This is a genomic window from Burkholderia sp. JP2-270, from assembly GCF_003233675.1.
GTDB classification, from domain to species: Bacteria; Pseudomonadota; Gammaproteobacteria; order Burkholderiales; family Burkholderiaceae; genus Burkholderia; species Burkholderia pyrrocinia_C.
On sequence record NZ_CP029824.1, the window covers coordinates 3,690,186 to 3,714,242 of the forward strand.

Annotated in this window: 28 protein-coding genes and 1 riboswitch; of the genes, 13 read left to right on the forward strand and 15 right to left on the reverse strand. The window is 67.0% G+C overall.

Annotated features, from left to right (window positions below):
* Nucleotides 1-16: 16 nt before the first annotated feature.
* Genes fahA through DM992_RS17515 form a run of 5 tightly spaced genes read right to left on the reverse strand, consistent with a single transcriptional unit; the run spans nucleotide 17 to nucleotide 5,946 of the window.
* Complete coding sequence (gene fahA / locus DM992_RS17495; protein WP_111017735.1) at nucleotides 17-1,321, reverse strand: fumarylacetoacetase; 1,305 nt, start codon at nucleotides 1,319-1,321, stop codon at nucleotides 17-19.
* Nucleotides 1,318-2,652: a homogentisate 1,2-dioxygenase gene (gene hmgA / locus DM992_RS17500; protein WP_111017736.1), complete on the reverse strand. Its 1,335-nt coding sequence runs from the start codon at nucleotides 2,650-2,652 to the stop codon at nucleotides 1,318-1,320. Before hmgA ends, fahA begins: the two co-directional genes overlap by 4 nt.
* A gap of 15 nt (nucleotides 2,653-2,667) precedes the next feature.
* Nucleotides 2,668-4,029 carry an MFS transporter gene (locus DM992_RS17505; protein ID WP_111017737.1) on the reverse strand — a complete coding sequence of 454 codons (1,362 nt, stop codon included), beginning with the start codon at nucleotides 4,027-4,029 and terminating at the stop codon, nucleotides 2,668-2,670.
* Complete coding sequence (locus DM992_RS17510; protein ID WP_021157152.1) at nucleotides 4,026-4,256, reverse strand: DUF2783 domain-containing protein; 231 nt, start codon at nucleotides 4,254-4,256, stop codon at nucleotides 4,026-4,028. The genes DM992_RS17505 and DM992_RS17510 overlap by 4 nt, the downstream gene beginning before the upstream one ends.
* Before the next feature lie 28 nt (nucleotides 4,257-4,284).
* A complete protein-coding gene (locus tag DM992_RS17515; protein ID WP_111017738.1) occupies nucleotides 4,285-5,946 on the reverse strand; it encodes an FAD-dependent oxidoreductase in 1,662 nt (553 codons plus the stop codon).
* Between the two features lie 352 nt (nucleotides 5,947-6,298).
* On the opposite strand from DM992_RS17515, the gene DM992_RS17525 reads away from it, so the two are divergent.
* Complete coding sequence (locus tag DM992_RS17525; protein ID WP_111017739.1) at nucleotides 6,299-7,102, forward strand: EAL domain-containing protein; 804 nt, start codon at nucleotides 6,299-6,301, stop codon at nucleotides 7,100-7,102.
* 145 nt (nucleotides 7,103-7,247) lie between these two features.
* On the opposite strand, the gene DM992_RS17530 is transcribed toward DM992_RS17525, so the two are convergent.
* On the reverse strand, nucleotides 7,248-7,658 hold the full coding sequence (locus DM992_RS17530; RefSeq protein WP_027788255.1) for a GFA family protein: 411 nt from the start codon (nucleotides 7,656-7,658) through the stop codon (nucleotides 7,248-7,250).
* A gap of 155 nt (nucleotides 7,659-7,813) precedes the next feature.
* Entirely contained in the window at nucleotides 7,814-8,605 is a 792-nt protein-coding gene (locus DM992_RS17535; protein ID WP_111017740.1) for an IclR family transcriptional regulator, read from the reverse strand.
* 164 nt (nucleotides 8,606-8,769) lie between these two features.
* Here DM992_RS17535 and DM992_RS17540 point away from each other — a divergent pair, with 164 nt between their 5' ends.
* Entirely contained in the window at nucleotides 8,770-9,957 is a 1,188-nt protein-coding gene (locus tag DM992_RS17540) for an acyl-CoA dehydrogenase (RefSeq protein WP_021157157.1), read from the forward strand.
* 149 nt (nucleotides 9,958-10,106) lie between these two features.
* On the opposite strand, the gene DM992_RS17545 is transcribed toward DM992_RS17540, so the two are convergent.
* Nucleotides 10,107-10,745 carry a peroxiredoxin gene (locus DM992_RS17545; RefSeq protein WP_021157158.1) on the reverse strand — a complete coding sequence of 213 codons (639 nt, stop codon included), beginning with the start codon at nucleotides 10,743-10,745 and terminating at the stop codon, nucleotides 10,107-10,109.
* Nucleotides 10,746-11,063: 318 nt separating this feature from the next.
* On the opposite strand from DM992_RS17545, the gene DM992_RS17550 reads away from it, so the two are divergent.
* From DM992_RS17550 to DM992_RS17560, 3 genes are all read left to right on the forward strand, one after another.
* Nucleotides 11,064-11,366 (forward strand): YqjD family protein, encoded by a 303-nt coding sequence (locus DM992_RS17550; RefSeq protein WP_006494044.1) that lies wholly within the window; start codon nucleotides 11,064-11,066, stop codon nucleotides 11,364-11,366.
* Between the two features lie 123 nt (nucleotides 11,367-11,489).
* A complete protein-coding gene (locus DM992_RS17555) occupies nucleotides 11,490-11,879 on the forward strand; it encodes a phage holin family protein (protein WP_021157159.1) in 390 nt (129 codons plus the stop codon).
* Nucleotides 11,880-11,922: 43 nt separating this feature from the next.
* Nucleotides 11,923-12,366, forward strand: a complete 444-nt coding sequence (locus tag DM992_RS17560) for a DUF3318 domain-containing protein (RefSeq protein ID WP_059698903.1) — start codon at nucleotides 11,923-11,925, stop codon at nucleotides 12,364-12,366.
* A gap of 54 nt (nucleotides 12,367-12,420) precedes the next feature.
* Here DM992_RS17560 and DM992_RS17565 read toward each other — a convergent pair whose 3' ends face one another.
* From DM992_RS17565 to glyA, 7 genes are all read right to left on the reverse strand, one after another.
* Complete coding sequence (locus DM992_RS17565; protein ID WP_111017741.1) at nucleotides 12,421-12,867, reverse strand: type IV pilin protein; 447 nt, start codon at nucleotides 12,865-12,867, stop codon at nucleotides 12,421-12,423.
* Nucleotides 12,864-13,388: a hypothetical protein gene (locus DM992_RS17570; protein WP_204356094.1), complete on the reverse strand. Its 525-nt coding sequence runs from the start codon at nucleotides 13,386-13,388 to the stop codon at nucleotides 12,864-12,866. The genes DM992_RS17565 and DM992_RS17570 overlap by 4 nt, the downstream gene beginning before the upstream one ends.
* A gap of 140 nt (nucleotides 13,389-13,528) precedes the next feature.
* Complete coding sequence (locus DM992_RS17575; RefSeq protein ID WP_111017742.1) at nucleotides 13,529-14,362, reverse strand: PilW family protein; 834 nt, start codon at nucleotides 14,360-14,362, stop codon at nucleotides 13,529-13,531.
* Entirely contained in the window at nucleotides 14,352-14,741 is a 390-nt protein-coding gene (locus DM992_RS17580) for a hypothetical protein (RefSeq protein WP_204356095.1), read from the reverse strand. Before DM992_RS17580 ends, DM992_RS17575 begins: the two co-directional genes overlap by 11 nt.
* A gap of 20 nt (nucleotides 14,742-14,761) precedes the next feature.
* Nucleotides 14,762-15,325 carry a GspH/FimT family pseudopilin gene (locus tag DM992_RS17585; protein ID WP_060084034.1) on the reverse strand — a complete coding sequence of 188 codons (564 nt, stop codon included), beginning with the start codon at nucleotides 15,323-15,325 and terminating at the stop codon, nucleotides 14,762-14,764.
* 153 nt (nucleotides 15,326-15,478) lie between these two features.
* On the reverse strand, nucleotides 15,479-15,958 hold the full coding sequence (gene nrdR, locus DM992_RS17590) for a transcriptional regulator NrdR (RefSeq protein WP_006476792.1): 480 nt from the start codon (nucleotides 15,956-15,958) through the stop codon (nucleotides 15,479-15,481).
* 6 nt (nucleotides 15,959-15,964) lie between these two features.
* Complete coding sequence (gene glyA / locus DM992_RS17595; protein ID WP_027788263.1) at nucleotides 15,965-17,212, reverse strand: serine hydroxymethyltransferase; 1,248 nt, start codon at nucleotides 17,210-17,212, stop codon at nucleotides 15,965-15,967.
* 137 nt (nucleotides 17,213-17,349) lie between these two features.
* A riboswitch (ZMP/ZTP riboswitch) is annotated at nucleotides 17,350-17,450 on the reverse strand.
* A gap of 180 nt (nucleotides 17,451-17,630) precedes the next feature.
* On the opposite strand from glyA, the gene DM992_RS17605 reads away from it, so the two are divergent.
* The 8 genes from DM992_RS17605 to ybgF all read left to right on the forward strand — a co-directional run bounded on the left by DM992_RS17605 (nucleotide 17,631) and on the right by ybgF (nucleotide 23,988).
* Nucleotides 17,631-18,377 (forward strand): SDR family NAD(P)-dependent oxidoreductase, encoded by a 747-nt coding sequence (locus DM992_RS17605; RefSeq protein ID WP_111017744.1) that lies wholly within the window; start codon nucleotides 17,631-17,633, stop codon nucleotides 18,375-18,377.
* Between the two features lie 101 nt (nucleotides 18,378-18,478).
* Complete coding sequence (gene ybgC, locus DM992_RS17610; protein WP_027788265.1) at nucleotides 18,479-18,964, forward strand: tol-pal system-associated acyl-CoA thioesterase; 486 nt, start codon at nucleotides 18,479-18,481, stop codon at nucleotides 18,962-18,964.
* Nucleotides 18,965-19,094: 130 nt separating this feature from the next.
* On the forward strand, nucleotides 19,095-19,772 hold the full coding sequence (tolQ, locus tag DM992_RS17615; protein ID WP_021157170.1) for a protein TolQ: 678 nt from the start codon (nucleotides 19,095-19,097) through the stop codon (nucleotides 19,770-19,772).
* A 10-nt stretch (nucleotides 19,773-19,782) separates the two neighbouring features.
* Nucleotides 19,783-20,232 carry a protein TolR gene (tolR, locus tag DM992_RS17620; protein ID WP_011351075.1) on the forward strand — a complete coding sequence of 150 codons (450 nt, stop codon included), beginning with the start codon at nucleotides 19,783-19,785 and terminating at the stop codon, nucleotides 20,230-20,232.
* A complete protein-coding gene (gene tolA / locus DM992_RS17625; RefSeq protein WP_027788266.1) occupies nucleotides 20,229-21,284 on the forward strand; it encodes a cell envelope integrity protein TolA in 1,056 nt (351 codons plus the stop codon). Before tolR ends, tolA begins: the two co-directional genes overlap by 4 nt.
* Nucleotides 21,285-21,393: 109 nt before the next feature.
* Nucleotides 21,394-22,689: a Tol-Pal system beta propeller repeat protein TolB gene (gene tolB, locus DM992_RS17630; protein WP_027788267.1), complete on the forward strand. Its 1,296-nt coding sequence runs from the start codon at nucleotides 21,394-21,396 to the stop codon at nucleotides 22,687-22,689.
* A 17-nt stretch (nucleotides 22,690-22,706) separates the two neighbouring features.
* Nucleotides 22,707-23,219, forward strand: coding sequence for a peptidoglycan-associated lipoprotein Pal (gene pal / locus DM992_RS17635; protein WP_021157174.1), 513 nt, complete (start codon nucleotides 22,707-22,709; stop codon nucleotides 23,217-23,219).
* Nucleotides 23,220-23,238: 19 nt separating this feature from the next.
* The gene (ybgF, locus tag DM992_RS17640) at nucleotides 23,239-23,988 is read left to right on the forward strand and encodes a tol-pal system protein YbgF (RefSeq protein ID WP_021157175.1); all 750 of its coding nucleotides are present in this window, start codon (nucleotides 23,239-23,241) and stop codon (nucleotides 23,986-23,988) included.
* Nucleotides 23,989-24,057: the final 69 nt, after the last annotated feature.

A 24,057-nucleotide genomic window follows, 5' to 3' on the forward strand; every position in this document is an offset into this window, starting at 1 on the left:
TGCCACGTCTTGCGCGTTACGCGCTCCGCGCCGGCAGGATCTTGCCCACGCAGGAGCCGAAGCCGACGCGATAGCCGTCGCCCTGGCACCATCCGGCGAGCGTCAGCTCGTCGCCGTCCTCGATGAACGCACGGCTGCCGCCGCCGTCCAGCGCGACCGGCTCCTTGCCGTTCCACGTCAGTTCGAGCAGGCTGCCGAACGAATCCTTCGTCGGACCGCTGATCGTGCCCGAACCCATCAGGTCGCCGACCCGCGTGTTGCAGCCCGCGACCGTGTGATGCGCGAGCTGCTGCGCCATGGTCCAGTACATGTGCTTGAAGTTGGTGCGGCAGATCGACGTCGCATGCGCCGCCCCTTCGGCGCGCAGCGTCACTTCGAGCGCGATGTCGAACGCATGCTTGCCCGCGTGCCGCAGATACGCGAGCGGCTGCGGCACCTGCTCCGGCTGCGCGGTGCGGAACGGTTCGAGCGCGTCGAGCGTGACGATCCACGGCGAGATCGTCGTCGCGAACGTCTTCGCGTTGAACGGGCCGAGCGGCACGTATTCCCACTGCTGGATGTCGCGCGCGCTCCAGTCGTTCAGCAGCACCATCCCGAAGATATGCGCTTCCGCGTCCTCGCACGCGATCGGCTCGCCGAGCGCGTTGCCCTGGCCGACGATGAAGCCCGTCTCCAGTTCGATGTCGAGCTTGCGGCACGCGCCGAACACCGGGCGCTCCTGGTCGGGCAGCTTCAGTTGCCCGTTCGGGCGCCGCACCGGCGTGCCGCTGACGACCACCGACGACGCGCGGCCGTTGTAGCCGATCGGCATCTCCGACCAGTTCGGCAGCAGCGCATTCTTCGGATCGCGGAACATCGAGCCGACATTGGTCGCGTGCTCCTTCGACGAATAGAAATCGGTGTAGCCGGGAATCTCGACCGGCAGATGCAGCGTCGCGTCGCGCTGCGCGACGAGCACCTGCGCGCGCAGCGCCGCATCGTCGCGCAGCCGTGCGTTGTCGCGCGAGAACAGGTCCGACAGCTGCACGCGCACGCTGCGCCATGCGTCGCGACCGAGCGCGATGAATGCGTTCAGCGTCGGCGCGGCAAACGCGTCGACGCCGGCCGGCAGCGTCACGAGGCCCGCGCGCGCAAGCGCCGCGAGATCGACGATCTGGTCGCCGAGCGCGACGCCCGCACGGCGCGCCGCGTGCCTCGCATCGCTGAAGATCCCGAACGGCAGGTTCTGGACCGGGAAATCGCAGGCGGGATCGTTCGCCGTGTCGACCCAGCTCTTGCGGGCCGGGTCGAGCGTCGCGCGCCAGTCTTGGGTGTCGCTCATCGTTGCTCCGGGTTGAAGTGTTTCTTGATGCCTTGCCAGCATTCGAAGTAGTCCGCCTGCAGTTGCGCGGTGTCGAGCGCGTAGCGCGTCGGCCGGATCAGCGTGCGGGTCTCGAACATGAACGCCATCGTCGCGTCGACCTTGTGCGGCTTCGTCGTGTCGATCGCGGACGCCTTCTCGAACGTGTCCGCGTCGGGCCCGTGGCCCGACATGCAGTTGTGCAGGCTCGCGCCGCCCGGCACGAAGCCTTCCGCCTTCGCGTCGTACGCGCCGTGCACGAGCCCCATGAACTCGCTCGCGACGTTGCGGTGGAACCATGGCGGGCGGAACGTATCCTCGGCCGCAAGCCAGCGCGGCGGGAAGATCACGAAGTCGATCGTGTCGACGCCCGGCGTATCGCTTTGCGACTGCAGCACGAGGAAGATCGACGGATCGGGATGGTCGTAGCTGATCGAGCCGATCGTGTTGAACAGGCGCAGGTCGTATTTGTACGGCGCGTAGTTGCCGTGCCACGCGACGACGTCGAGCGGCGAATGGCCGATGTCCGCGCGCCACAGGCGGCCGTTCAGCTTCGCGATCAGCTCGAACGCGCCTTCGCGATCCTCGTAAGCGGCCTGCGGCGTCAGGAAGTCGCGCGGGTTCGCGAGACCGTTCGAGCCGATCGGGCCGAGGTCCGGCAGGCGCAGCTGCGCACCGAAGTTTTCGCAGATGTAGCCGCGTGCGTCGCCATCCGGCAGCGCGACGGAAAAACGCACGCCGCGCGGGATCACCGCGATCTCGAACGGCTCGACGTCGAGCCGGCCGAATTCGGTCGCGATGAACAGCCGCCCCTGCTGCGGCACGATCAGCAGTTCACCGTCCGCGCTGTAGAAGAAGCGGTCCTGCATCGAGCGGTTCGCCGCGTACAGGTGGATCGCGCAGCCATTCATCGCGGCCGCCGAGCCGTTGCCGGCCATCGTCACCAAAGCGTCGACGAAATCGGTCGGCTCGACCGGCATCGGCAGCGGATCCCAGCGCAGCTGGTTCGGCGGCGTCGGCGGCACGTCGGCCGAGTCGCCGAATTCCGACACGAGCCGCTGCGGGCCCGCATATGGCTCGAACGGCCGATGCACGGCCGCCGGGCGGATGCGGTACAGCCACGAGCGGCGGTTGTGGCCGCGCGGCGCGGTAAACGCGGTGCCCGACAACTGCTCCGCGTACAGCCCGTACGGTGCGCGCTGCGGCGAGTTGCGGCCGTGCGGCAGCGCGCCGGGCAGCGCCTCGGTCGCGAATTCGTTCGCGAAACCGCTCAGGTAGCCGGCGGTCGCCGGTTTCGACAGGTCAAGCGTCATCGTTTCCTTTCTCCATCAATTCATCGCGGCGTTCGGCGCATGCGCGCCGTTTCGCCGCGTCACACCGGCCAGCCCGAGGACGAACAGCGCCGAGCACAGCACGGGCACCGCGGCCGCGTGGAACAGCGCACCGTTCGACCAGTTGAGCGCAATCAGTTGTCCGCCGACGAGCGGCCCGAGCACCGAGCCGATCCGGCCGATGCCGAGGCTCCAGCCGATGCCAGTCGAGCGCAGCGACGTCGGGTAATACTGGCCCGCGAGCGCGTTCACGGCCGGCTGCCCGCCGACCACGCAGAACCCGCCCGCGAACACGACGACCAGCAGCCACGGCAGCGCATGCGCGACCGAGCCGATCAGCCCCACCGACACGGCCGCGCACGCGAAGCACGCGAACAGCACGCGCACGAAGCCGTAGCGTTCGATGAACCAGCCGAGCGACAGCGTGCCGATCACGCCGCCCGTCTGCAGCACCGTGCCGACGATCACCGCCGTGCCCGGCGAATAACCCGCGTCGCGCATCACGGTCGGCAGCCAGTTCGACAGGAAGTACAGATCGATCAGGTTCATGAAGCTGATCGCCCACAGCAGCAGCGTGACCGGCAGGCGGCCGTGGCTGAACAGCTCGGCCACCGGCGCGCCGGTGGCAGCGCGCTCGCGCACGACGAGCCGCGTGTCCGCATCGATGCCGGCCTGCGGCGCGAAGCGCGCGAGCCAGTCGCGCGCCTGCGCGACGCGCCCTTTCAGCACCAGGAACTGCAGCGACTCGGGCAGCCGCACGACCATCGCGACCGTGAGCACGAGCGGCACCGCGCCGCCGACGAAGAACACCGACCGCCAGCCGAGCGCCGGAATCAGCGCGGCGCTGATGAAGCCGCCGATCGCAGCGCCAAGCGTAAAGCCGCACGACACGATCATCATCCGCTTCACGCGATGCGCGGCCGGACTGAACTCGCCGACCAGCGCCATCGCGTTCGGCATGATGCAGCCGAGGCCGAGGCCCGTGACGAAGCGCAACGCCATCAGCACGGGAATCGAGCTTGCGAACGGCGTCGCGAGCATCGTCACCGCGAAGAACAGCGTCGAACCGATCAGCACCGGGCGCCGCCCGATCCGGTCGGCCAGCACCGACAGCCCGAGCGCGCCGAGCAGCATTCCGAACAGGCTCGCGCTGAACACCGGGCCGAGCGCCTGCTTCGGCACGCCCCATTCGGCGATCACGCTCGGCGCGACGTAGCCCATCGCCTGCGCATCGAAACCGTCGATCACGAGGCACAGCCCGCACAACACGAGCAGCAGCCAGTGAAAGCCCGGGCGATGGGTCTCGTCGATCACGCGCTCGACTTCGAGCACGCGCGCGTCGGCCGGCGCCGCGCTCATTGCGCGACCTCGGCGGCCGGATGCACGGGCGGCGTCACGCCCTGGCGCGCGAGCGCCATCGCTTCGCGCAGCACGTCGGCATCGCCGATCTGGTTCGCGAGCAGCAGGATCAGCTTCGCGTTGACGAGCTGGCTGTCGGCGTCGGACAGGTCGCGATGCATGTCGATCAGCGCTTCGTAGAACGCGTCCGGATCGGCCAGGCGCGGGCGGGTGTCGAGGGAGGGCATGACGGGGTCTCCGGTGTCTTTATCGTATTCAGCGTGCGCAGGTCGCGCGCGCCAGTGCGTCGGCAATCGCCTGACGGTCGAGCGTGCGCATGCGTGCGCAGACATGCTGGTCGGGACGCAGCAGGTAGAACGTGCCGGGCTTCGCGTCATAGCGTTGCGCGGCTAAACCGCCGACGTCCTCCACGACGTCGATGCCGGCCACCGGCTGCGCGTGCCCGGCCGGCACGACGAGCACCGGCCGCACCGGCAGCGCGAGGCCGTCGACGGCCTGCGCGAGCGCGGCCGCGTCGCCCGGCAATCCGAACAGCACGCCGGTGAAGCCGCCGCGCAGGTACTGCAGCAGCCAGCCCGCCGCGCCCTGCACACGCACCGGCGCATCGGCTGCCGCCGCACCCGGCCGCATCGCGCATGCGAATGCGTCGCCGCCGCGGTCCGGCGTGTTCAGCGGCGAATCGGCCAGCACGGCCGGCACCGACAGGCGGCCGCTGTTCACGAGCTTGCGCGCGAATTCGCAATCGCGCGCGAGCTTCAGCGTCGCGTCGCGGAACACGCGCGACACCGGGCTTTTCGGCGTGATGAAATCGGTCGAGCGCGTCGAGTTGCGGATGTTCTCGTCGGCCGCGAACTCGCGTTCGCTCGCGTACGTATCGAGCAGGCGGTCGGCCGAGCGGCCGTCGAGCACGAGCTTCAGCTTCCATGCGAGGTTGTCCGCATCCTGCACGCCGCTGTTCGCGCCGCGCGCGCCGAACGGCGACACGCCGTGCGCGGAGTCGCCCGCGAACAGCACGCGGCCGTGACGGAACGACTCCATCCGCTGGCAGCGGAACGTATAGACGCTCACCCATTCGAGCTCGAACTCGGCGTCCGGCCCGAGCAGCGCGCGCACGCGCGGGATCACGCGTTCCGGCTGCTTCTCGGCGACGGGATCGGCGTCCCAGCCGAGCTGGAAGTCGATGCGCCATACGTTGTCGGGCTGGCGGTGCAGCAGCACCGACTGGTTCGGGTGAAACGGCGGATCGAACCAGAACCAGCGCTCGGTCGGAAACTCCGCCTTCATCTTCACGTCGGCGATCAGGAAGCGGTCCTTGAACGTACGGCCGTGGCTTTCGAGGCCCATCATCGTGCGCATCGGGCTGCGCGAGCCGTCGGCCGCGATCACGTATTGCGCGCGCAGCGTCGCGACGCCGTCCGGCGTCTCGATCGTCAGCACCGCATGCTCGGCCGACTGCTCGACGCCCGTCACCTTGTGCTTCCAGCGGATGTCGATGTTCGGCAGCTCGAACGCGCGATCGGCCAGATAGCCTTCGACGTAGTACTGCTGCAGGTTGATGAACGCGGGGCGCGCATGCCCTTCCTCGGGCAGCAGATCGAATGCGTAAAGCTGTTCGTCCTGCAGGAACACCTTGCCGACGTGCCAGCTCACGCCCTTGTCGACGAAGCGCTCGCCGCAGCCGAGCCGGTCGAAGATCTCCAGCGTGCGCTTCGCGAAGCAGATCGCGCGCGAGCCGGTGGACAGCGTGTCGTCGTCGTCGAGCAGCACGACGGGCACGCCCTGCTGCGCGAGGTCGATCGCGGCCGACAGGCCCACCGGGCCCGCGCCGACGACGATCACCGGGTGAACGGCCGCGTCATGCGCGCGCGGACGGTACTCGAACTTCAGCGTCTGGTAATCGATGCTCATGGTCGCCATCCGCTCCTCAACCCTGCCCTGCGCGCGCCGGCGCGCCCGTCGTTCCGCCCGTCGCCTGCCGGCGCGCCTGCCCGCCTTTCCTGTCAACCGCCACGTCTCGCTCCTTGCTTCCTGTTGATTCGCGAACGGCGCCGTCGAGCGGCGCCCGAATGCCGCATTTTTTGATCGGCGACAAATCCTGGATTTACGAATAGTAAAACCAATTACGAATAGTGAAATCAACGTAAACCCTAGACGCCGGCTCGAGAACGGGATAACCATATGAGCGAAACGCCGAGCCGAGCGTGGCGCGCGCTGCTAATATCGAGATACGAGGCGGCCCGTTCGGCCGCCGTTTTTCCTTCTTACGCCGATGATTCCGCCCACCATTCCCGAGCTGGTCGCCCGTGCCGGGCAACTGCCGTATCTGCGGGATCACCTCGCGCTTGCCGAAGGCGGCACCGCGAGCGCGAATCTGCCCGAGCGCACGCTCGGCAGCGCCTACGAACCGATCTACGACGTGACGATGCCGGGCGCGCCGCAATCGACGTCGTTCGCCGACGCCATCGAGCGCTATGGCGACGAGCTCGGCTTCCAGGCCGTGACGGTCGTCACGGGCGCGCCGCACGATCCGGTCGACTCGGCCGTCGACGACCAGACGCTCGTGGCGATCGACCGCCTGTCGCGCGCGCTGCACGCGATCAATTTCTTCGGCGCCCAGCGCCACGGGCTGTTGTTCCTGCGCGTGCACGAACGCCTGCTGAAGAGCGTGAAGTACGACCACGGCAAGCATTTCTCGTCGGTGCTGCAGCGCTTCGGGCTGCCGGCCGAGCGGATCGTGATCGAGCTGCCGGCGGTCGCGGTCGCGCACAAGACCTTCCTCGGCTACCTGACACGCAGCTATCAGCATCACGGCTTCAAGGTGGCGGACAAGCTGCCCGACCCGGGCCGCATCCTCGCGGTCGAATCGGACATGGCGCGCCCCGACTACATCAAGATGGATGCGGGCATCGCGTTGCGCGACGGGATGGTCAAGGCGCTCGTCGCGTATGCGCAGCGCGTGCGGATTCCGCTGATCTTCGACGGTGTCGTCGACGAAACGCAGTGCGAGCTGCTGCGCCAGCACGACGTGCGGTTCATGCAGGGGCCGGTGTTCGCGAAGGTCGTGACGGCCTGAACGGATGAGGTAGCCGGCGCACGCGGGGAGCGGCGCGCCGGATGCGCGGCGAGGGTGTGGCGCCGCTTGAAGAAGGATGAAGCGATCGGGTGACCCGGCGCGACCCGCGGCTCGACGCCTGCCCGTCAGTGCAGACGGTTACCGCCTACGCGCTTCCGCCATCGTCGTACTTGGGCAGATCGTCGTCGATCTCGATGCCCGGGAAACGATCCCCATACCAGACGTGCCACGCCGGACGTAGCCGCGACGGCTCATCGAGCGTGGCGTAATTGATCTCGACCGTTTTCGGCGCGTCGATCAGCCGGTATTCGAGCTGCGCGCCGCAACGGCCGCAGAAGCGCCGCTCGCCCCACGCGCTCGACGCGTAGACGGTCGGTTCGCCCTGCAGGTATTCGAACGCGTCGATCGGCACCGATGCCGATGCGACGACCGCCGCACCGGTCGTGCGCTGGCAGAGCCGGCAGTGGCAGAAGCCGGCGTCGGTCGGGACTTGGGCGATACGATAGCGGATCGCGCCGCACGCGCATCCGCCTTCCATGGATTCCGGGTGAGACATCGCAGACCTCGTCGTCGGGAAGCTGGCGATCGATGATGAGCGCGGTTCGGGCGCGGCACAAGAGACGGCGGCAGCCGCCGCCCGCCGTCACCATCCCCCTCACCTTCACCGGCGACGACGCGGTTGCGGTGCGAGGGCAACGCGCACCGCGTTTCTCAGGCCGTCTGCCCGAGCCGTTGCGCGAGCGCCTTCAGCTTCGGCCCGACCTGCGTACGGAACACGTCCTCGTCCATCGACGATGCGGGGCCGCTGCAGCTCAGGATCAGCCAGCGCCCCTCGCGCGGCTCGCGAAACGGCACGGCCGCCGCGTTCACGTCCATGTGCCACGCGCGAAACGAATAGCAGCAACCGCCCGCGGAGAATTCAGCCACCGCATGCTGCGCGGCGGCGACGAGCGCGTCGGCGTCGGCCGCGCCGCCGGCCGCGCGATGCAGTTCCGCATAGAGCGCGCGGCGCACGTCCTCCGGCTGCACGGCCAGGTACGCGCGCCCCATCGAGCTCGTCAGCATCGACAGCCGCGAGCCGGGCGCGAGCCCGAGCGTCAGCGCGGTCTCGCTGCGGATCGTCTCCAGATAGATCATGTCGAGCCCGTCGCGGCAGCCGAGCGACACGGCCGCGCCGATGTCGCGCGCGAGCGCCTGCATGTGCGGCCGCGCGAGGTCGAGCGTCCCCGAGCCGGACAGCAGCGCGTAGCCGAGCGACAGCACGCCGGCGTCGAGCGCATACTTTCCGAGCGTCTCGTCGTAGCGCAGGTAGCCGAGCACGGTCAGCGTATAGGCGAGCCGGTTCACGGTCGCCTTCGGCAGTCCGGTGCGCTCCGCGAAGTCGCGGTTGCCGAGCATCGTCTCGCCGGGCCGGAATGCGCGCAGCAGGTCGAGCCCGCGCGCGAGCGCGACGACGAACTTGCGCTCGTCAATCGTGGTTTCGTCGATGGTTGAAAGTGTCATCTGGTGCTACACTGGGTTCGATTTGCAAAACATTGTTCCGCACAGCGGAACGCCAGTCAAGCGAACTTTTGGCATGGGGCCCGGCTGGAAGACCGGACCGACGGCTAAGCATGGGGCCAGAGTAAGCGCTGAAGCGCCAACTCTGCCCGACAGGAGATGAGACGATGAGTGCTGCAACTTTTCATTGGGACGATCCGCTGCTGCTCGACCAGCAACTGACCGAAGAAGAGCGGATGGTGCGCGACGCGGCGCAGGCGTATGCGCAGGACAAGCTCGCCCCGCGCGTCACCGAGGCGTTCCGCCATGAGCGCACCGACGCCGAAATCTTCCGCGAGATGGGCGAAGTCGGCCTGCTCGGCCCGACGATTCCCGAGGAATACGGCGGCCCCGGCCTCAATTACGTGAGCTACGGACTGATCGCGCGCGAAGTCGAACGCGTCGATTCGGGCTACCGGTCGATGATGTCCGTCCAGTCGTCGCTCGTGATGGTGCCGATTTACGAATTCGGCTCCGACGCACAGAAGCAGAAATACCTGCCGAAACTCGCGACCGGTGAATGGATCGGCTGTTTCGGGCTGACCGAGCCGAACCATGGCTCCGACCCGGGCAGCATGGTCACCCGCGCGAAGAAGGTGCCCGGCGGCTACTCGCTGTCCGGCGCGAAGATGTGGATCACGAACTCGCCGATCGCCGACGTGTTCGTCGTGTGGGCGAAGCTCGAGGAGAACGGCAAGGACGCGATCCGCGGCTTCATCCTCGAGAAGGGCTGGAAGGGCCTGTCGGCACCCGCGATCCACGGCAAGGTCGGGCTGCGCGCATCGATCACCGGCGAGATCGTCCTCGACGAGGTGTTCGTACCGGAAGAGAACCTGATGCCGAACGTGAGCGGCCTGCGCGGCCCGTTCACGTGCCTGAACTCGGCCCGCTACGGGATCGCGTGGGGCGCGCTGGGCGCCGCCGAATCGTGCTGGCACACCGCGCGCCAGTACGTGCTCGACCGCCAGCAGTTCGGCCGGCCGCTCGCCGCGAACCAGCTGATCCAGAAGAAGCTCGCGGACATGCAGACCGAAATCACGCTCGGCCTGCAAGGCGTGCTGCGCCTCGGCCGGATGAAGGACGAAGGCACGGCGGCCGTCGAAATCACGTCGATCATGAAGCGCAACTCGTGCGGCAAGGCGCTCGACATCGCCCGGCTCGCGCGCGACATGCTAGGCGGCAACGGCATCTCCGACGAATTCGGCGTCGCGCGCCACCTCGTGAACCTCGAAGTGGTCAACACGTACGAAGGCACGCACGACATCCACGCGCTGATCCTCGGCCGTGCGCAGACGGGCATCCAGGCGTTCTTCTGACCGGCCGGATGCGGCGCGCCCGGCAGCCATGCCGCGCCGCGCACGCATAAACGACACGGCCCGCCCGGCATCACTGCCGGGCGGGCCGTTTTTCATCGGATCCGCGCTCCGGGCCGGCGGCCCGGTACGCGTTCACGTGCCGCAGATGCTTACTTGTTCGGCTGCGGCGTGAGGCGCAGATACGGACGCACTGCTTTGAAGCCCTTCGGGAAGCGCTTCTTCAGCTCTTCCGGATCCTGCAGCGACGGCACGATCACGACATCGTCGCCATCCTTCCAGTTGCCGGGCGTCGCGACCTTGTAGTTGTCGGTCAGTTGCAGCGAGTCGATCACGCGCAGCACTTCGTCGAAGTTGCGCCCCGTGCTGGCCGGATACGTGATGATGAGCCGCACCTTCTTGTTCGGGTCGATCACGAACAGCGAACGCACCGTCAGCGTTTCGTTCGCGTTCGGGTGGATCATGTCGTACAGCTGCGAAACCTTGCGGTCCGCATCGGCGATGATCGGGAAGCCGACGACCGTCGACTGCGTTTCGTTGATGTCGTTGATCCAGCCCTTGTGCGATTCGACGCCGTCGACCGACAGCGCGATCACCTTCACGTTGCGCTTCTCGAATTCGCCCTTCAGCTTCGAGGTCAGCCCGAGTTCGGTCGTGCATACCGGCGTGTAGTCGGCCGGATGGGAGAACAGGACACCCCAGCCGTCACCCAGCCACTCGTGAAACTTGATCGGGCCCAGGCTCGATTCCTGCTCGAAATCCGGTGCGATGTCGCCAAGACGCAGACTCATGATGTTCCCTCCTCGAACGATGCTGGTTGAAACCGCGCCCGGGTCGGCGCGGGAAAGTGTGTCAGCTTACGGGAAGCAATGGGGCATGCGAACGATTATTCCGTTTGATATTCATACTTTTTTGTCATTTTTGCCCGGTGTCGGTGCAGCGCGGGCAGCCCTGCGGGAAACTTTTCACCCCGTTTGCCGCTCTGTTGATCATTACAAGTCGTTTACCATGCGGTCTTGCGCTGCCGTCGTGTGTCTTCCCGGCTCGCCAGCAGGCAGGCGTTTCGCTACGATGTGAACCTGCAGCATGACAGCATGAAGGGAGTTGCAATGTCGGAAATCAACAAGGAGAAACTGATGTCGGATATCAAAACCGTTCTCTCGGACGCCGAAGACCTGCTCAAGCAAGCTGCGAGCAGCACGGGCGACCGTGCGGCCGAGCTGCGCGAGAAAGCCATGTCGCGCCTGAAGCAGGCCAAGGAAAAGGCAGCCGACGTCCAGGTCGTCGTGGTCGAGAAAGGCAAGAAGGCCGCACGCGCGACCGACGATTACGTGCACGAGCATCCGTGGACGTCGATCGGCGTCGCCGCCGGCGTCGGCGTGCTGATCGGCCTGCTGATCAACCGCAAGTAACGCGCCCTGCGTCGTTCCGTCCCGCGGGCCGCTTCACGCGGCCTGCGGGCGTCGAAGCCAGCCGGCGGTTTCCGCCGGCCGGCTTTGTCCTAGCTGCACACTGCACGCGCACGCACCTCACCCATGACGACAGACACCACCTCGCAGCCGTCCGGCCAAGGACCGCTGCGCCGCCTCGTCGGCTCCGCGATCGGGCTTTTGCAAACGCGCCTCGAACTGGTGGGCATCGAGCTTGCCGAGGAGAAGGAGCGCCTGATGGGCGTGCTGTTCCTCGGGCTCGCCGCGATGATGCTCGCGACGATGGCACTCATCAGCCTGACCGTACTCGTCGCGATCGCGTTCTGGGATACCTACCGCTGGCAGTCGCTCGCGGCGATCACCGCGCTCTATGCCGCAGGCGGGATCGCGTGCGCACTGAAAGCCCGTTCGGGCCTGCGCGACGCGCCGACCGTATTCGAGGCGACGCTCGCCGAACTCGAGAAAGACCGCGAACTGTTCCGCGGCAAGCCGTGAACGCAGTCGCGCTCACCCCTCCCACCTACTTCGCCGACGCGCCATGAGCCAGAACGTCACGGGCAATTCCCCCCGCTCCCATTCGTCGCGATCGAACTGGAGCGCGTCGCAGCATCGCGCGCTCCGCAAGGAACTGCTGATCCTGCGATCCGAAGTCGAGCGGCTCGAACTCGCGGAAGCCGCCGGCGAAATGCGCCAGGCCGTCACGCGCTTCAGCTGGCTCAAGGTGTTCATCCCCGGCCTGTCCAGCAACAAGTTCAGTCAGTCCGCCAAGAACCTGAACGCGAGCCTCGGCCAGCTCGTCAACCAGTATCCAATGCTGAGTTCGCTCGCATCGCTCGTGCTCGCCAAACCCGTTCGCTCGCTGCTGCGCGCGAGCGCGGGGCCCGCGCTGAAGTGGGGCACCCTCGGTTTCGCTGCATGGGAGGTCTACCGGATCTGGAAGGCGTCCCGCAACGAGCGCGGACTCGACGCGCACGACGACTGATCGTCGCCATCCTGCGCGCACGGCCATCCGCCGTGGCGCGCCTTTCATTCGAACTCAACGCACACCCCAGCACGCGGCGACCTGTTCGTCGACGGCATCACTTCGGACATTGCCCTTCGTCCCGTCCGAGCGCAGCGTGAATGCGCCGCATGCATCGCCGTGCATCGGGCCGGTGTCGAGCGGAATGGCTTCCAGCTCATAGCTCACGGGCGAATCGTCGCCGTCCGGCCGCCGGAGCGCCAGACGATAGACCGCGCGCCCGTCCGGCGGCACTTGCGCGAGTGCCGCGGGCAACGCCGAAGGCGGCACCCCCTCCAGTGTTTCGAGATATTGGGCCGCCCGGTACAGCGCGGCGACTGCCGATGCGCGATGAGCGCGCGCCACATGCTCGCGATACGACGGGATGCCCCATCCGGCCAGCACCGCGACGATCGCGAGCACGATCATCAGCTCGATCAGCGTGAATCCCGCCGAGCGTCGCACGGATAGGCGACCGCTCATCGAAGCACCGTCGCGACGTGACGCCAGCGCAAGGCGACGATGTATCCGTCGCGGATCGCGACCTGATGCTGCAGCCAGACGGCGCTCGATGCATGCGCACCGACACCGCGCGCGGTGACCACGTACGCACGGGCATCGGCCGGCCCGGCCCCGCGCCACGCTTCGATCAGGCATCGCGGCGGTTGCACGACCGTCGGCCATCCTGCGAACGGCTCGAACGCTTCGGCCGCCGCCAGCGCCGGCGTGCGCCGCCACGCGTCGGGCTCCGCGTGCGACTCGCCTTCGCTTACGTAGGGCGCCGAGCCCCGGCGCAATCGCGCGGTGCACGCGGCAAGCGCGGCATCGGCCGCGTGAAATGCGACCAGCCGATCGGACAACGCGCGCGTGCGGCGCGATTCCGTCAGTGCAGCTTCGAACCACGTGCCTGTCAGCGCCGCAACCGCCGCGCCAACCGCGATCACCGCAGGCAATGCAAGGCCCGCTTCGCGACGCCGATCGCAGCTGGTTGACCGCAAGCGCATGTGCAGCGCTCGCCGTCTCGACGCCAGGGCCTCCGCACCCGTAGCCCGCCGCAGGTCTTCGCCACTTGTCGCGACACGCTCGTGCGGGTTGCCTGCCGCGACGCATGCCGACCGCTGCGGCACGTGCCGCCCCGCTCCGTTCATCGCAGCACCTCGCGGTCATCCGTTGCATCGCGCGGCGTATCGTCGAATGCGCCCGCGACATTCCTCAATGCGACGATGCGATCGAGCGTCATGCGCGCGCGGCCGTCTTGTGCAACGACGGTGCGGCCATCACAGTCGACGTGCCGCGCCGGCTCGCCCGACGGTTCACCGCGCGCCCGCACGCAGACATGCACGGCCACGACCTCGTGCCAGTCGTCGACGCGCATGGCATCGGCATCGACGAACTGCGTGCCGCCGCGACGAAGATAGCGCACCCGCAACTGATCGATTCCCGACACGACCGGCTGTGGCGTGCCCGGACGGCCGTTTCCTTCGCAATACAGTTCGGGCTCGCCCGTCGACGGACTAACGTGCACATCGAAGCGGTTCTCCACCGGCGCACGTTCGCCGGCCCCGCCGATACCCTGCCCGAGGCAATCCGGCACCTGGCCGCTAACGGTGGGCCACGTCGACACGGCGTCGCCGACATACCGGATCAGCAGCGCGTCCGATGCAGCGCGCACGGGCTCGCACCGTACTTGCGCGCCACTTCCCCTCACACGCGCCATCGAACAGCCGAACACCGGCGGCAACGACGGCACGCCCCCTGCATCGAGCGGCCGGAATCCTGCCATCTGGATCTGCTGGCCGATCAGCATCAGTGCGGTGCCGGCCGCATCGCGCATCCGGAACCCGTCGTCCGCACGCCGCTGGGCGATGCGCTGCGCGTGGAGCAGCGCAACGGCCGCCGCGAGCACGAGCAGACCGACCGTCATCGCAATCAATACTTCAAGCAGCGTATGCGCACGCATGCGGCGATCAGCGTTCATCGGCGTCAGTCTCCCGATACGGAATCCGGACGCAAGAAGGCGGCTGCGCCGGCCTGCCCGTCGCATCGCATCGCGGCCCGGTAGCCGAATGACCGCCGCGCCAGCCGACAACCGCGTAGCTGACGCCACCCGGCCCATCGCCACGCATCATCGCGCCGCCGGGCAGCGACGCTGCGGCCCGCGCCGCAAGGCCATCGTCAGCCTGCGCGGCTACGTGCAAACGCTCGATACGCGCATCAGCCAGCCACAGCGCGCGTTCACGCCAGATCGTCGCGCGCTGCGCACGCGCCATCGCAAGCTGGCTGCCCGCCACGGCCAGCATTACGGCCGCGAGGAGCGCGACGGCCAGCATCGCTTCGAGCAACGACGTGCCGCGCATTGCGTTGCGCATCATGACACTCACGCCGCGTCGCAGCGGCCGGCGACAACCCGCGCCCGGCCGCCTGCCGCAATCCGCACGCAACGCGACGCACGTGTGGCGTCAGCCTCCGATATGTCGCGTCGTGGACTCAATTCGAACCGCCGGATACCACCGATTGCCTGACCGACCGGCGGCGCAAACGCGAGATCGTGCGCCGCACCCGCGACGGCCACTTCGGCATCGCGCGGATAGCGCCTCAGCACGCGTGACTGCCCGTCGACCTGCCCGCTGACGATCCAGTCGCACGACCATTCGGCCGGATCGCACCGCTCACCCGCACGCAAACAGGCGCCGCCGCTCCCGGCCCTGCACAGCGTGACGCGCACGCCGAGGCGCATCGCCTCGGTACGTGCAAACGACAGCGCGCCGAGCAACGCGCGCGAGCGTGCATCCACACGTTCACGCATGCGCCACTGATCGAACGCGGGCGCCGCATGGAGCGCGAGCCCGGCCGCCAGCGAGAGCGCGACCATCAGCTCGACGAGCGTGAACCCGCCCGAGCGGCGCAACACATTTTTCAGGGGTAAAGCGTGCAGTCCCATCGCAGCCGTCCTTCGCCAAGGTGATGCGACGACTGTAGCGACGCGTGCGGACGCGCGCCATTTGCCGAACGGCCGACTGGCGGCATGCGATCGCGACCGACACAATCGGCGCGAACTGATCCAACGGAGAAGACGATGAACGGACGCAGCGCGTCAGCGCTTACGCGGAGTCTTGGCGGGAGAGGCGCGACGGAACTCTTCGATCACGTCGGCAAATTCGGAAACGTCCTCGAACCGGCGATACACCGATGCGAAGCGGACATAAGCGATCGTATCGAGGCCGCGCAACTCGTTCATCACGAGTTCGCCGAGCTTCTCGCTACGCACTTCGCGCTCGCCTGTCGCGAGCAGTTGATACTCGATGCGGGCGACCGCCGCGTCGATCGCGTCGGCAGCAACCGGCCGCTTGCGCAGCGCGAGTTGCATGCTGGCGACGATCTTGCGACGGTCGAATTCCGTGCGGCTGCCGTCCTTCTTCACGACGAACGGCAGGGACAGCTCGACCCGCTCGTACGTCGTGAAGCGCTTGTCGCAAGCCGAGCAGCGACGGCGCCGCCGGATCGCGGCGCCATCTTCGGACACGCGCGAGTCCACGACCTGCGTGTCGTCATGCCGGCAGAACGGGCAGCGCATCGTCGATCAGCGATAGACCGGGAAACGCTTGGTCAGCTCGGCGACCTGCGCGCGCACGCGCTCGATCGTCGCTGCATCTTCCGGGTTTTCCAGCACGTCAGCGATCAGGTTGCCCACCTGTTCCGCTTCCGCCGGACCGAACCCGCGCGTCGTCATCGCCGGCGAGCCCAGGCGCACGCCGCTCGTCACGAACGGCTTTTCCGGATCGTTCGGGATCGCGTTCTTGTTGACCGTGATGTGCGCGGCGCCGAGCGCGGCTTCCGCTGCCTTGCCCGTGATGTTCTTCGCGCGCAGGTCGACCAGCATCACGTGGCTTTCCGTGCGGCCCGACACGATGCGAAGGCCGCGCTTCACCAGCGTTTCAGCCAGCACGCGTGCGTTCTCGACCACCTTCTCCTGGTACGCCTTGAATTCCGGCGACAGGGCTTCCTTGAACGCCACCGCCTTGCCCGCGATCACGTGCATCAGCGGGCCGCCCTGGATCCCCGGGAAGATCGCCGAATTGATCGGCTTCTCGTACTCCGCCTTCATCAGGATCACGCCGCCGCGCGGGCCGCGCAGGCTCTTGTGCGTCGTCGTCGTCACGAAGTCCGCGTGCGGCACCGGGTTCGGGTACACGCCTGCCGCGATCAGGCCGGCGTAGTGCGCCATGTCGACCATCAGGTACGCACCGACCGACTTCGCGATCTTAGCCAGACGCTCGAAATCGATCTTCAGCGAGAATGCCGACGCGCCCGCGACGATCAGCTTCGGCTTGTGTTCCTGCGCAAGCTTCTCGGCCGCTTCGTAGTCGATGTCTTCGTTCTCGTTCAGGCCGTAGCTCACCACGTTGAACCACTTGCCCGACATGTTCACCGGCGAACCGTGCGTCAGGTGGCCGCCGTGCGCGAGGCTCATGCCCATGATCGTGTCGCCCGGCTTGAGCATCGCGAAGAACACGCCCTGGTTCGCCTGCGAACCCGAGTTCGGCTGCACGTTCGCCGCTTCCGCGCCGAACAGCTGCTTCACGCGATCGATCGCCAGCTGCTCGACCACGTCCACGTATTCGCAGCCGCCGTAGTAGCGCTTGCCCGGATAGCCTTCCGCGTACTTGTTCGTGAGCTGCGAACCCTGCGCGGCCATCACCGCCGGGCTCGTGTAGTTTTCCGACGCGATCAGCTCGATGTGATCTTCCTGGCGGCGGTTTTCCTGCTCGATCGCAGCAAAGATTTCGGGATCGACGTTCGCGATGGTGCTTTGGGCTCTGTCAAACATACGGTTTCCGTTAAGTGTGTACAGGTTGACCGAAGTGGCCGAGTACGGTGCGCTGCTGGCGGGACCAGCTCGACGTGGCGGAGGAATCCGTATGACGCGAGGCAGGACAGCCACCGGCGATGCACGCGACGGCGCACAACGGCTGCCCAGGCGAACGGCAAAAACGGCGCCCCGCGCTTCACGGTGGGATGCTCCACCTTGAACCCGAAGGGTTCTATCGCCAGTCACGCAGGGGTGATGAGCGCATTAGTGTATTGGATGCGTCATGAATAGGCAACCGCACGGCGGTGCGCCCGGAGCAATTGGGGCCAGACTCTACGCGCCCGTGCCGGAACGCTTTGCCGCCTTGCCGCGGTGCGGCATTCTCAGTAGGCTTGCGGGATATCACCCGCTATTTTGTCTTCGACCAGGAGCAGCAATGATCGTGTTCGTCACAGGCGCGTCCGCCGGCTTCGGCGCCGCCATCGCCCGTGCCTTTGTCAACGGAGGCCACCGCGTCGTCGCGACCGCGCGTCGCAAGGATCGTCTCGATGCGCTCGCCGCCGAACTCGGCGATTCCCTTCTGCCGCTCGAGCTCGACGTACGCGATCGCGCGGCCGTCGAGGCCGTGCCGGCCGCCCTTCCCGCCGAATTCGCGGCGCTCGACGTGCTCGTCAACAACGCCGGCCTCGCGCTCGGCGTCGAGCCGGCCCAAAAGGCCAGCCTCGACGAATGGCACACGATGATCGACACGAACTGCACGGGCCTCGTCACGGTCACGCACGCGCTGCTGCCCGGCATGATCGAGCGCGGCTGCGGCCATATCTTCAATCTTGGCTCGGTCGCGGGTTCGTACCCTTATGCTGGCGGAAACGTCTACGGGGCGACCAAGGCTTTCGTCAGACAATTCAGCCTGAACCTGCGCGCCGACCTGCTCGGCACGCCGTTGCGCGTCACCGACGTCGAGCCCGGCCTGTGCGGCGGCACCGAATTCTCGAACGTTCGTTATCGCGGCGACAACGAAAAAGCGGCGAACGTCTACAACAACGTCCAGCCGCTCATGCCCGAGGACATCGCCGACACGATCTACTGGATCGCGACGCGCCCGGCGCATGTCAACGTCAACACGATCGAGCTGATGCCGATCGCGCAAGCACCCGGCGGCCCGACCGTCCACCGCGGCTGAAGCCCCGCGGGCCGGCCCCTTCGGGCCGGCCAGCAGTGTGCTACCGCATACTACATTCCGTTACGAATCGGTTACGAATCAGGCTCCTGCCTTCCGGTAGAATGCGCGCCATGACCCAGCCTACCCGCTCCCCGGAAGCGCCCTCCGGCTTCATCTGGCCGGTGCGCGTGTACTACGAGGATACCGACGCAGGCGGCATCGTCTTCTATGCCAACTACCTGAAGTTCTTCGAACGCGCCCGCACCGAGTGGCTGCGCGCCTGCGGCATCGACCAGCGTCGGCTCGCCGACGAGACCGGTGCGATCTTCGTCGTCCGCAGCACGTCGCTCGACTACCGCGCACCGGCGCGACTCGACGACACCCTGGCGATCACGAGCCGGCCCGGACGCATCGGCCGCGCATCGGTGGAGTTCACGCAGGAAGCCTGGTGTGGAGACACGCTGCTCGTGGCCGGGCACATCCGCCTCGGTTGCGTCGACCGTACCGGCATCCGGCCCGCGGCGATCCCGCCGGCCGTGCTCGACGCGCTGGAACGCGGGCCCGTCATCGACGACGGGCAGACTGCACTGTCAACGAAGCTCGCATGAGCGCCGTTTAGACACAGCCTATGAACTTGCCTTTCTGATTCGATACTAAGCAAGGTTCGGCGCCAGGCATGGCCGGCGCGCCGCGCCGCACGCATACCGGGCGCCCCGAAGGGACGTTACTCAAACCTCTATGAACACTTCTCAAGACCTGTCGATCATTTCCCTCGTCCTCAACGCGAGCGTGCTGGCCCAGGCCGTGATGGGGCTGCTGCTGCTGCTGTCGCTGATGTCGTGGACCTTCATCTTCCGCAAGTGGTTCGCGATCCGCCGCGCACGCGCGCAGACCGAACGCTTCGAGAAGGACTTCTGGTCGGGCGGCGACCTGCAGGCGCTGTACCAGAGCGCAGCCAACAACCGCCACACGATCGGCGCGCTCGAGCGGATCTTCGAATCGGGCATGCGCGAGTTCCTGAAGGCGAAGGAAAAGCGCATCAGCGATCCGGGCCTTGTGCTCGACGGCGCACGCCGCGCGATGCGCGCGTCGTTCCAGCGTGAAATGGACGTGCTCGAAGCGAACCTCGCGTTCCTCGCGTCGGTCGGCTCGGTCAGCCCGTACATCGGCCTGTTCGGCACGGTCTGGGGGATCATGAATTCGTTCCGCGGCCTCGCGAACGTGCAGCAGGCCACGCTCGCGAACGTCGCGCCAGGCATCGCCGAGGCGCTCGTCGCCACCGCGATCGGCCTGTTCGCCGCGATTCCGGCAGTGGTCGCGTACAACCGCTACGCGCACGACATCGACCGCCTCGCGATCCGCTTCGAGACCTTCATCGAAGAGTTCTCGAACATCCTGCAGCGTCAGGCCCAGTAAGGAGCGCGCCATGGCAGGAAGCCCCATCCGATCCAGCATGCGCGGCGGCCGCTCGCGCCGTGCAATGGCCGACATCAACGTCGTGCCGTACATCGACGTGATGCTGGTGCTGCTCGTGATCTTCATGGTCACCGCACCGCTCGTCGCCCCGTCGATCATCAACCTGCCGACCGTCGGCAACGCCGCGCCGCAGGAGCAGACACCGCCCGTCGTCGTCAACATCAAGGCCGATCGCACGATGAGCGTCAAGTACAAGGGCGACTCGGGCGCGACCCAGGAAGACACGATGACGAAGGCCGAGCTCGACAGCTTCATCGTGGCCCGGCAGGCCGATCATCCCGACCAGCCGGTCGTGATCGCGGCCGACAAGACCGTGCAGTACGATGCGGTCATGACCGTGATGTCCGATCTGAAGGCGCGCGGCGTCAAGCGCGTCGGCCTCCTCGTCAAATCGCAATGAACCGGCAGCAATCCACGCGCAGCTCCGCCTACCCGCCTCAGCCTCCCCGCGAGCGCGGTACCTGGCGCGCATTCGCGCTCGCCGCGCTGATGCACGTGCTGCTCGCGCTGTTCCTCTATCACGGCGTGCAGTGGCAGAACAGCACGCCGGCCGGCGCCGAAGCCGAGCTGTGGACCGAGGTGCCCGACGTGCCCGCGCCGCGGCCCGTCGTCACGCCCACGCCGCCCGTGAAGGTCGCGCCGCCCGCTCCCCCCGTGCGCGACGAGCAGGCCGACATCGCGCTGCAGCAGAAGAAGCGGCAGCAGGAAGCGGCCGCGCGTGAAGCGCTGCTCGAGCAGCAGCGCCGCGCACAGCAGTTGAAGGCACAACAGGAAGAGGAAGCCCGACGCGCGCAGCTTGCCGCGCAGCAGGCGGCCGCACTCGCGGCGCAAAAGGCCGCGGAACGCGACCGGCAGAAACAGGCCGACAAGCTCAAGCAACAGCAGCTTGCCGAGCAGCAGAAGCTCGAACAGCAGAAACTCCAGCAGCAGAAGCAGGCGCAGCTCGAAGCGCAGCAGGCGGCGAAGGCGAAGGCCGACGCGGCCGCGAAGGCAAAGGCAGAAGCCCAGGCCAAGGCGAAGGCCGAAGCCACGGCACGCGCGAAGGCCAATGCGGCGGCGAACGCGAAGCTCGACCGCGAGCGCAGCGCGCGCCTCGCGCAGATGCAGGGCCTGTCCGGCGCCGGTGAAGGCGGCGGCGAAGGCCTCGCGAAAAGCGGCACCGGCACGGGCTCCGGCGGCAATGCCGCGACGCCCGGCTATGCCGACAAGGTGCGCCGCCGCGTCAAGCCGAACATCGTTTGGGGCGGCGAGCGGGCAGGCCTGACCACCGTCGTCAAGATTCGGTGCACGCCGTCCGGTGACGTATTGAGCGCATCGGTCTCCCGCTCCAGCGGGAATTCGGGGTGGGATCAAGCCGTGGTCAATGCGATCCACGCATCGGTCCCGTTGCCGCCCGATTCTAACGGTCGTACCCCGTCGGACATTACGATTACCTTCAAGGCGGCGGAGTGAAACGAAATGCGCTTACACTCCGGGCGTCGCTGTCGGACGGGAACGAATCGGGTATTTTTACTGTCTCTGCCGTTGCGCAGCGATCCAAGCCATACGGGAAGCAAGAAGCATGAGTTTGATGACAAAGCTAGGTTTCAGGGCACTCGTGGCCTCGTGTCTGATTACGGCGGGCAGCGCCGCTAACGCCCAGGTCAACGTGCTGATCACCGGTGTCGGGTCGACCCAGTTCCCTATCGCCACCGCGAATTTCGCGAACGAGGCGAACCTGCCGCAGCAGGTCACGTCGATCGTCCGCGCCGACCTCGCCCGCAGCGGCAAATTCACCAACATCGACGCAGGCAGCACGCCCGTGCCGGAGACCGCATCGGTCGATCTCGGCGCATGGAAGGCCAAGGGCGCCAATGCGTTCGTCGCCGGCAGCGTGAACCGCGAAGCGAACGGCCAGTACAAGGTCAACTTCATCCTGTACGACACCGTGAAGCAGCAAAGCCTCGGCGGCCTGTCGCTGACGGCCACCGACACCACGCTGCGCACGGCCGGCCACAAGATCGCCGACTACATCTACCAGAAGCTGCTCGGCGTGCGCGGCGTGTTCGCCACGCGCCTGTCGTACGTGATCAAGACCGGTAACCGCTACCAGTTACAGATCTCGGATTCGGACGGCCAGAACGCGCGCATCGCGCTGTCGAGCACCGAGCCGATCATTTCGCCGTCGTGGTCGCCGAGCGGCACGAAGGTCGCGTACGTGTCGTTCGAGCGCAAGAAGCCGATCGTCTACATCCACGACCTGCCGACCGGCCGCCGCTACATCGTCTCCGACCAGAAGGGCAACAACAGCGCACCGGCATGGTCGCCGGACAGCAACACGCTGGCCGTCGCGCTGTCGCTGACGGGCAATACGCAAATCTATTCGGTCAATTCGACGGGCGGCGGCCTGCGCCGCCTCACGCAGAGCAGCTCGATCGACACCGAGCCGTTCTACTCGCCGGACGGCCGCTGGATCTACTTCACGAGTGATCGCGGCGGTGCGCCGCAGATCTACCGGATGCCCGCACAGGGCGAAAGCGCCGGCGCCGCGCAGCGCGTGACCTTCACCGGCAGCTACAACACGAGTCCGCGTATCAGCCCGGACGGCAAGCTGCTCGCTTACATCTCCCGCACGGGCGGGGGCTTCAAGCTGTACGTTCAGGATCTGCAATCGGGCGCGGCGAACGCCATCACGAATACGAATCGCGACGAATCGCCGAGCTTCGCGGCAAACGGCCAGTACCTTCTGTACGCTACCCAGTCGGGTGGTCGCAATGTTCTGGCAGCAGTGCCCTCCGACGGCAGCGCGCCGCCGCAAATCCTGTCCGTCCAGGGCGGCTCCGTACGTGAGCCGTCGTGGGGGCCCTTCATGCAATGACCACAAGGAGAGTAACCATGATGTCGAATAAAGCTCGTCTGGCCCTGGCCGTGATGATGATCAGCGCGCTCGCAGCGTGCAAGTCGGGCGTGAAGCTCGACGACAAGGCCAACAACGCGGGTGCGGTCAGCACGCAGCCGAGCGCCGACAACGTCGCGCAAGTGAACGTCGATCCGCTGAACGACCCGAACAGCCCGCTCGCGAAGCGCAGCATCTACTTCGACTTCGACAGCTATTCGGTGAAGGACGACTACCAGTCGCTGATGCAGCAGCACGCCCAGTACCTGAAGAGCCACCCGCAGCGCCACGTGCTGATCCAGGGCAACACCGACGAACGCGGCACGAGCGAGTACAACCTCGCGCTGGGCCAGAAGCGTGCGGAAGCCGTCCGCCGTGCGATGGCACTGCTCGGCGTGAACGATTCGCAGATGGAAGCCGTGAGCCTCGGTAAGGAAAAGCCGCAGGCAACGGGTCACGACGAAGCATCGTGGGCGCAGAACCGTCGCGCCGACCTCGTCTACCAACAGTAAGTAACGGAAGAATCGCCGTATGACGCACCGTGTATCCCTGCTGCGCGTTGCCGCAGCATTCTGCGTCGCGGGCGCGGCGTGGTCGGTCGCGCCGGCGCACGCCGGCGTGTTCGACGACAACGAAGCGCGCCGCGCCGTGCTCGATCTGCGCACCAAGACCGACAACCTGGCCAGCCAGTTGTCGGCCGCCCAGCGTACGATCCTCGATCAATCCGGCCGTCTCGACCAGCTGAACCAGCAGGTCGCGACGCTGCGCGGCGAGAACGAGGATCTGACGAACCGGCTGACGACGCTCGAACGGCAGCAGAAGGAGTACTACCAGGATCTCGACACGCGGCTCAAGAAGTTCGAGCCGCAGCAGGCGACGATCGATGGTGTCGAAGGCACCGTGCAGCCGGGTGAAACGGATGCGCTCAATGCGGCGCAACAGCAGTTCCGCAACGGCAACTTCAAGGCGGCCGCGGCTTCGTTCCGCGCGTTCATCGCGAAGTATCCGCAGAGCCCCTACCAGCCGACCGCGCAGTACTGGTACGGCAATGCGCAATACGCACTGCGCGACTACCGCGGTTCGACTGCGACGTGGCAAGGGATCGTCAGCAAGTTCCCGCAGCACCCGCGCGCGGCCGATGCCCTCGTGGCGATCGGCACGAACCAGCTCGAGCAAGGCCAGAAGGCGGCCGCGAAGAAGACGTTCGAGCAGGTCGTTTCGCAGTACGCCGGGTCGAATGCTGCACAGACGGCGCAAGGCAAGCTTGAAACGATCAAATAATTATCGCGGCGGGTTGTTGACAGCCTGACGCTCCGTCGCTATAATCTTTTGCTCTTTGGGTCGTTGCCC

Bases quoted from the DNA above. Each gene is read 5' to 3' on its own strand.
- fahA (WP_111017735.1), bottom strand. From the start codon at position 1,321: ATGAGCGACACCCAAGACTGGCGCGCGACGCTCGACCCGGCCCGCAAG.
- hmgA (WP_111017736.1), bottom strand. From the start codon at position 2,652: ATGACGCTTGACCTGTCGAAACCGGCGACCGCCGGCTACCTGAGCGGT.
- DM992_RS17505 (WP_111017737.1), bottom strand. From the start codon at position 4,029: ATGAGCGCGGCGCCGGCCGACGCGCGCGTGCTCGAAGTCGAGCGCGTG.
- DM992_RS17510 (WP_021157152.1), bottom strand. From the start codon at position 4,256: ATGCCCTCCCTCGACACCCGCCCGCGCCTGGCCGATCCGGACGCGTTC.
- DM992_RS17515 (WP_111017738.1), bottom strand. From the start codon at position 5,946: ATGGCGACCATGAGCATCGATTACCAGACGCTGAAGTTCGAGTACCGT.
- DM992_RS17525 (WP_111017739.1), top strand. From the start codon at position 6,299: ATGATTCCGCCCACCATTCCCGAGCTGGTCGCCCGTGCCGGGCAACTG.
- DM992_RS17530 (WP_027788255.1), bottom strand. From the start codon at position 7,658: ATGTCTCACCCGGAATCCATGGAAGGCGGATGCGCGTGCGGCGCGATC.
- DM992_RS17535 (WP_111017740.1), bottom strand. From the start codon at position 8,605: ATGACACTTTCAACCATCGACGAAACCACGATTGACGAGCGCAAGTTC.
- DM992_RS17540 (WP_021157157.1), top strand. From the start codon at position 8,770: ATGAGTGCTGCAACTTTTCATTGGGACGATCCGCTGCTGCTCGACCAG.
- DM992_RS17545 (WP_021157158.1), bottom strand. From the start codon at position 10,745: ATGAGTCTGCGTCTTGGCGACATCGCACCGGATTTCGAGCAGGAATCG.
- DM992_RS17550 (WP_006494044.1), top strand. From the start codon at position 11,064: ATGTCGGAAATCAACAAGGAGAAACTGATGTCGGATATCAAAACCGTT.
- DM992_RS17555 (WP_021157159.1), top strand. From the start codon at position 11,490: ATGACGACAGACACCACCTCGCAGCCGTCCGGCCAAGGACCGCTGCGC.
- DM992_RS17560 (WP_059698903.1), top strand. From the start codon at position 11,923: ATGAGCCAGAACGTCACGGGCAATTCCCCCCGCTCCCATTCGTCGCGA.
- DM992_RS17565 (WP_111017741.1), bottom strand. From the start codon at position 12,867: ATGAGCGGTCGCCTATCCGTGCGACGCTCGGCGGGATTCACGCTGATC.
- DM992_RS17570 (WP_204356094.1), bottom strand. From the start codon at position 13,388: ATGCGCTTGCGGTCAACCAGCTGCGATCGGCGTCGCGAAGCGGGCCTT.
- DM992_RS17575 (WP_111017742.1), bottom strand. From the start codon at position 14,362: ATGAACGCTGATCGCCGCATGCGTGCGCATACGCTGCTTGAAGTATTG.
- DM992_RS17580 (WP_204356095.1), bottom strand. From the start codon at position 14,741: ATGCGCGGCACGTCGTTGCTCGAAGCGATGCTGGCCGTCGCGCTCCTC.
- DM992_RS17585 (WP_060084034.1), bottom strand. From the start codon at position 15,325: ATGGGACTGCACGCTTTACCCCTGAAAAATGTGTTGCGCCGCTCGGGC.
- nrdR (WP_006476792.1), bottom strand. From the start codon at position 15,958: ATGCGCTGCCCGTTCTGCCGGCATGACGACACGCAGGTCGTGGACTCG.
- glyA (WP_027788263.1), bottom strand. From the start codon at position 17,212: ATGTTTGACAGAGCCCAAAGCACCATCGCGAACGTCGATCCCGAAATC.
- DM992_RS17605 (WP_111017744.1), top strand. From the start codon at position 17,631: ATGATCGTGTTCGTCACAGGCGCGTCCGCCGGCTTCGGCGCCGCCATC.
- ybgC (WP_027788265.1), top strand. From the start codon at position 18,479: ATGCGCGCCATGACCCAGCCTACCCGCTCCCCGGAAGCGCCCTCCGGC.
- tolQ (WP_021157170.1), top strand. From the start codon at position 19,095: ATGAACACTTCTCAAGACCTGTCGATCATTTCCCTCGTCCTCAACGCG.
- tolR (WP_011351075.1), top strand. From the start codon at position 19,783: ATGGCAGGAAGCCCCATCCGATCCAGCATGCGCGGCGGCCGCTCGCGC.
- tolA (WP_027788266.1), top strand. From the start codon at position 20,229: ATGAACCGGCAGCAATCCACGCGCAGCTCCGCCTACCCGCCTCAGCCT.
- tolB (WP_027788267.1), top strand. From the start codon at position 21,394: ATGAGTTTGATGACAAAGCTAGGTTTCAGGGCACTCGTGGCCTCGTGT.
- pal (WP_021157174.1), top strand. From the start codon at position 22,707: ATGATGTCGAATAAAGCTCGTCTGGCCCTGGCCGTGATGATGATCAGC.
- ybgF (WP_021157175.1), top strand. From the start codon at position 23,239: ATGACGCACCGTGTATCCCTGCTGCGCGTTGCCGCAGCATTCTGCGTC.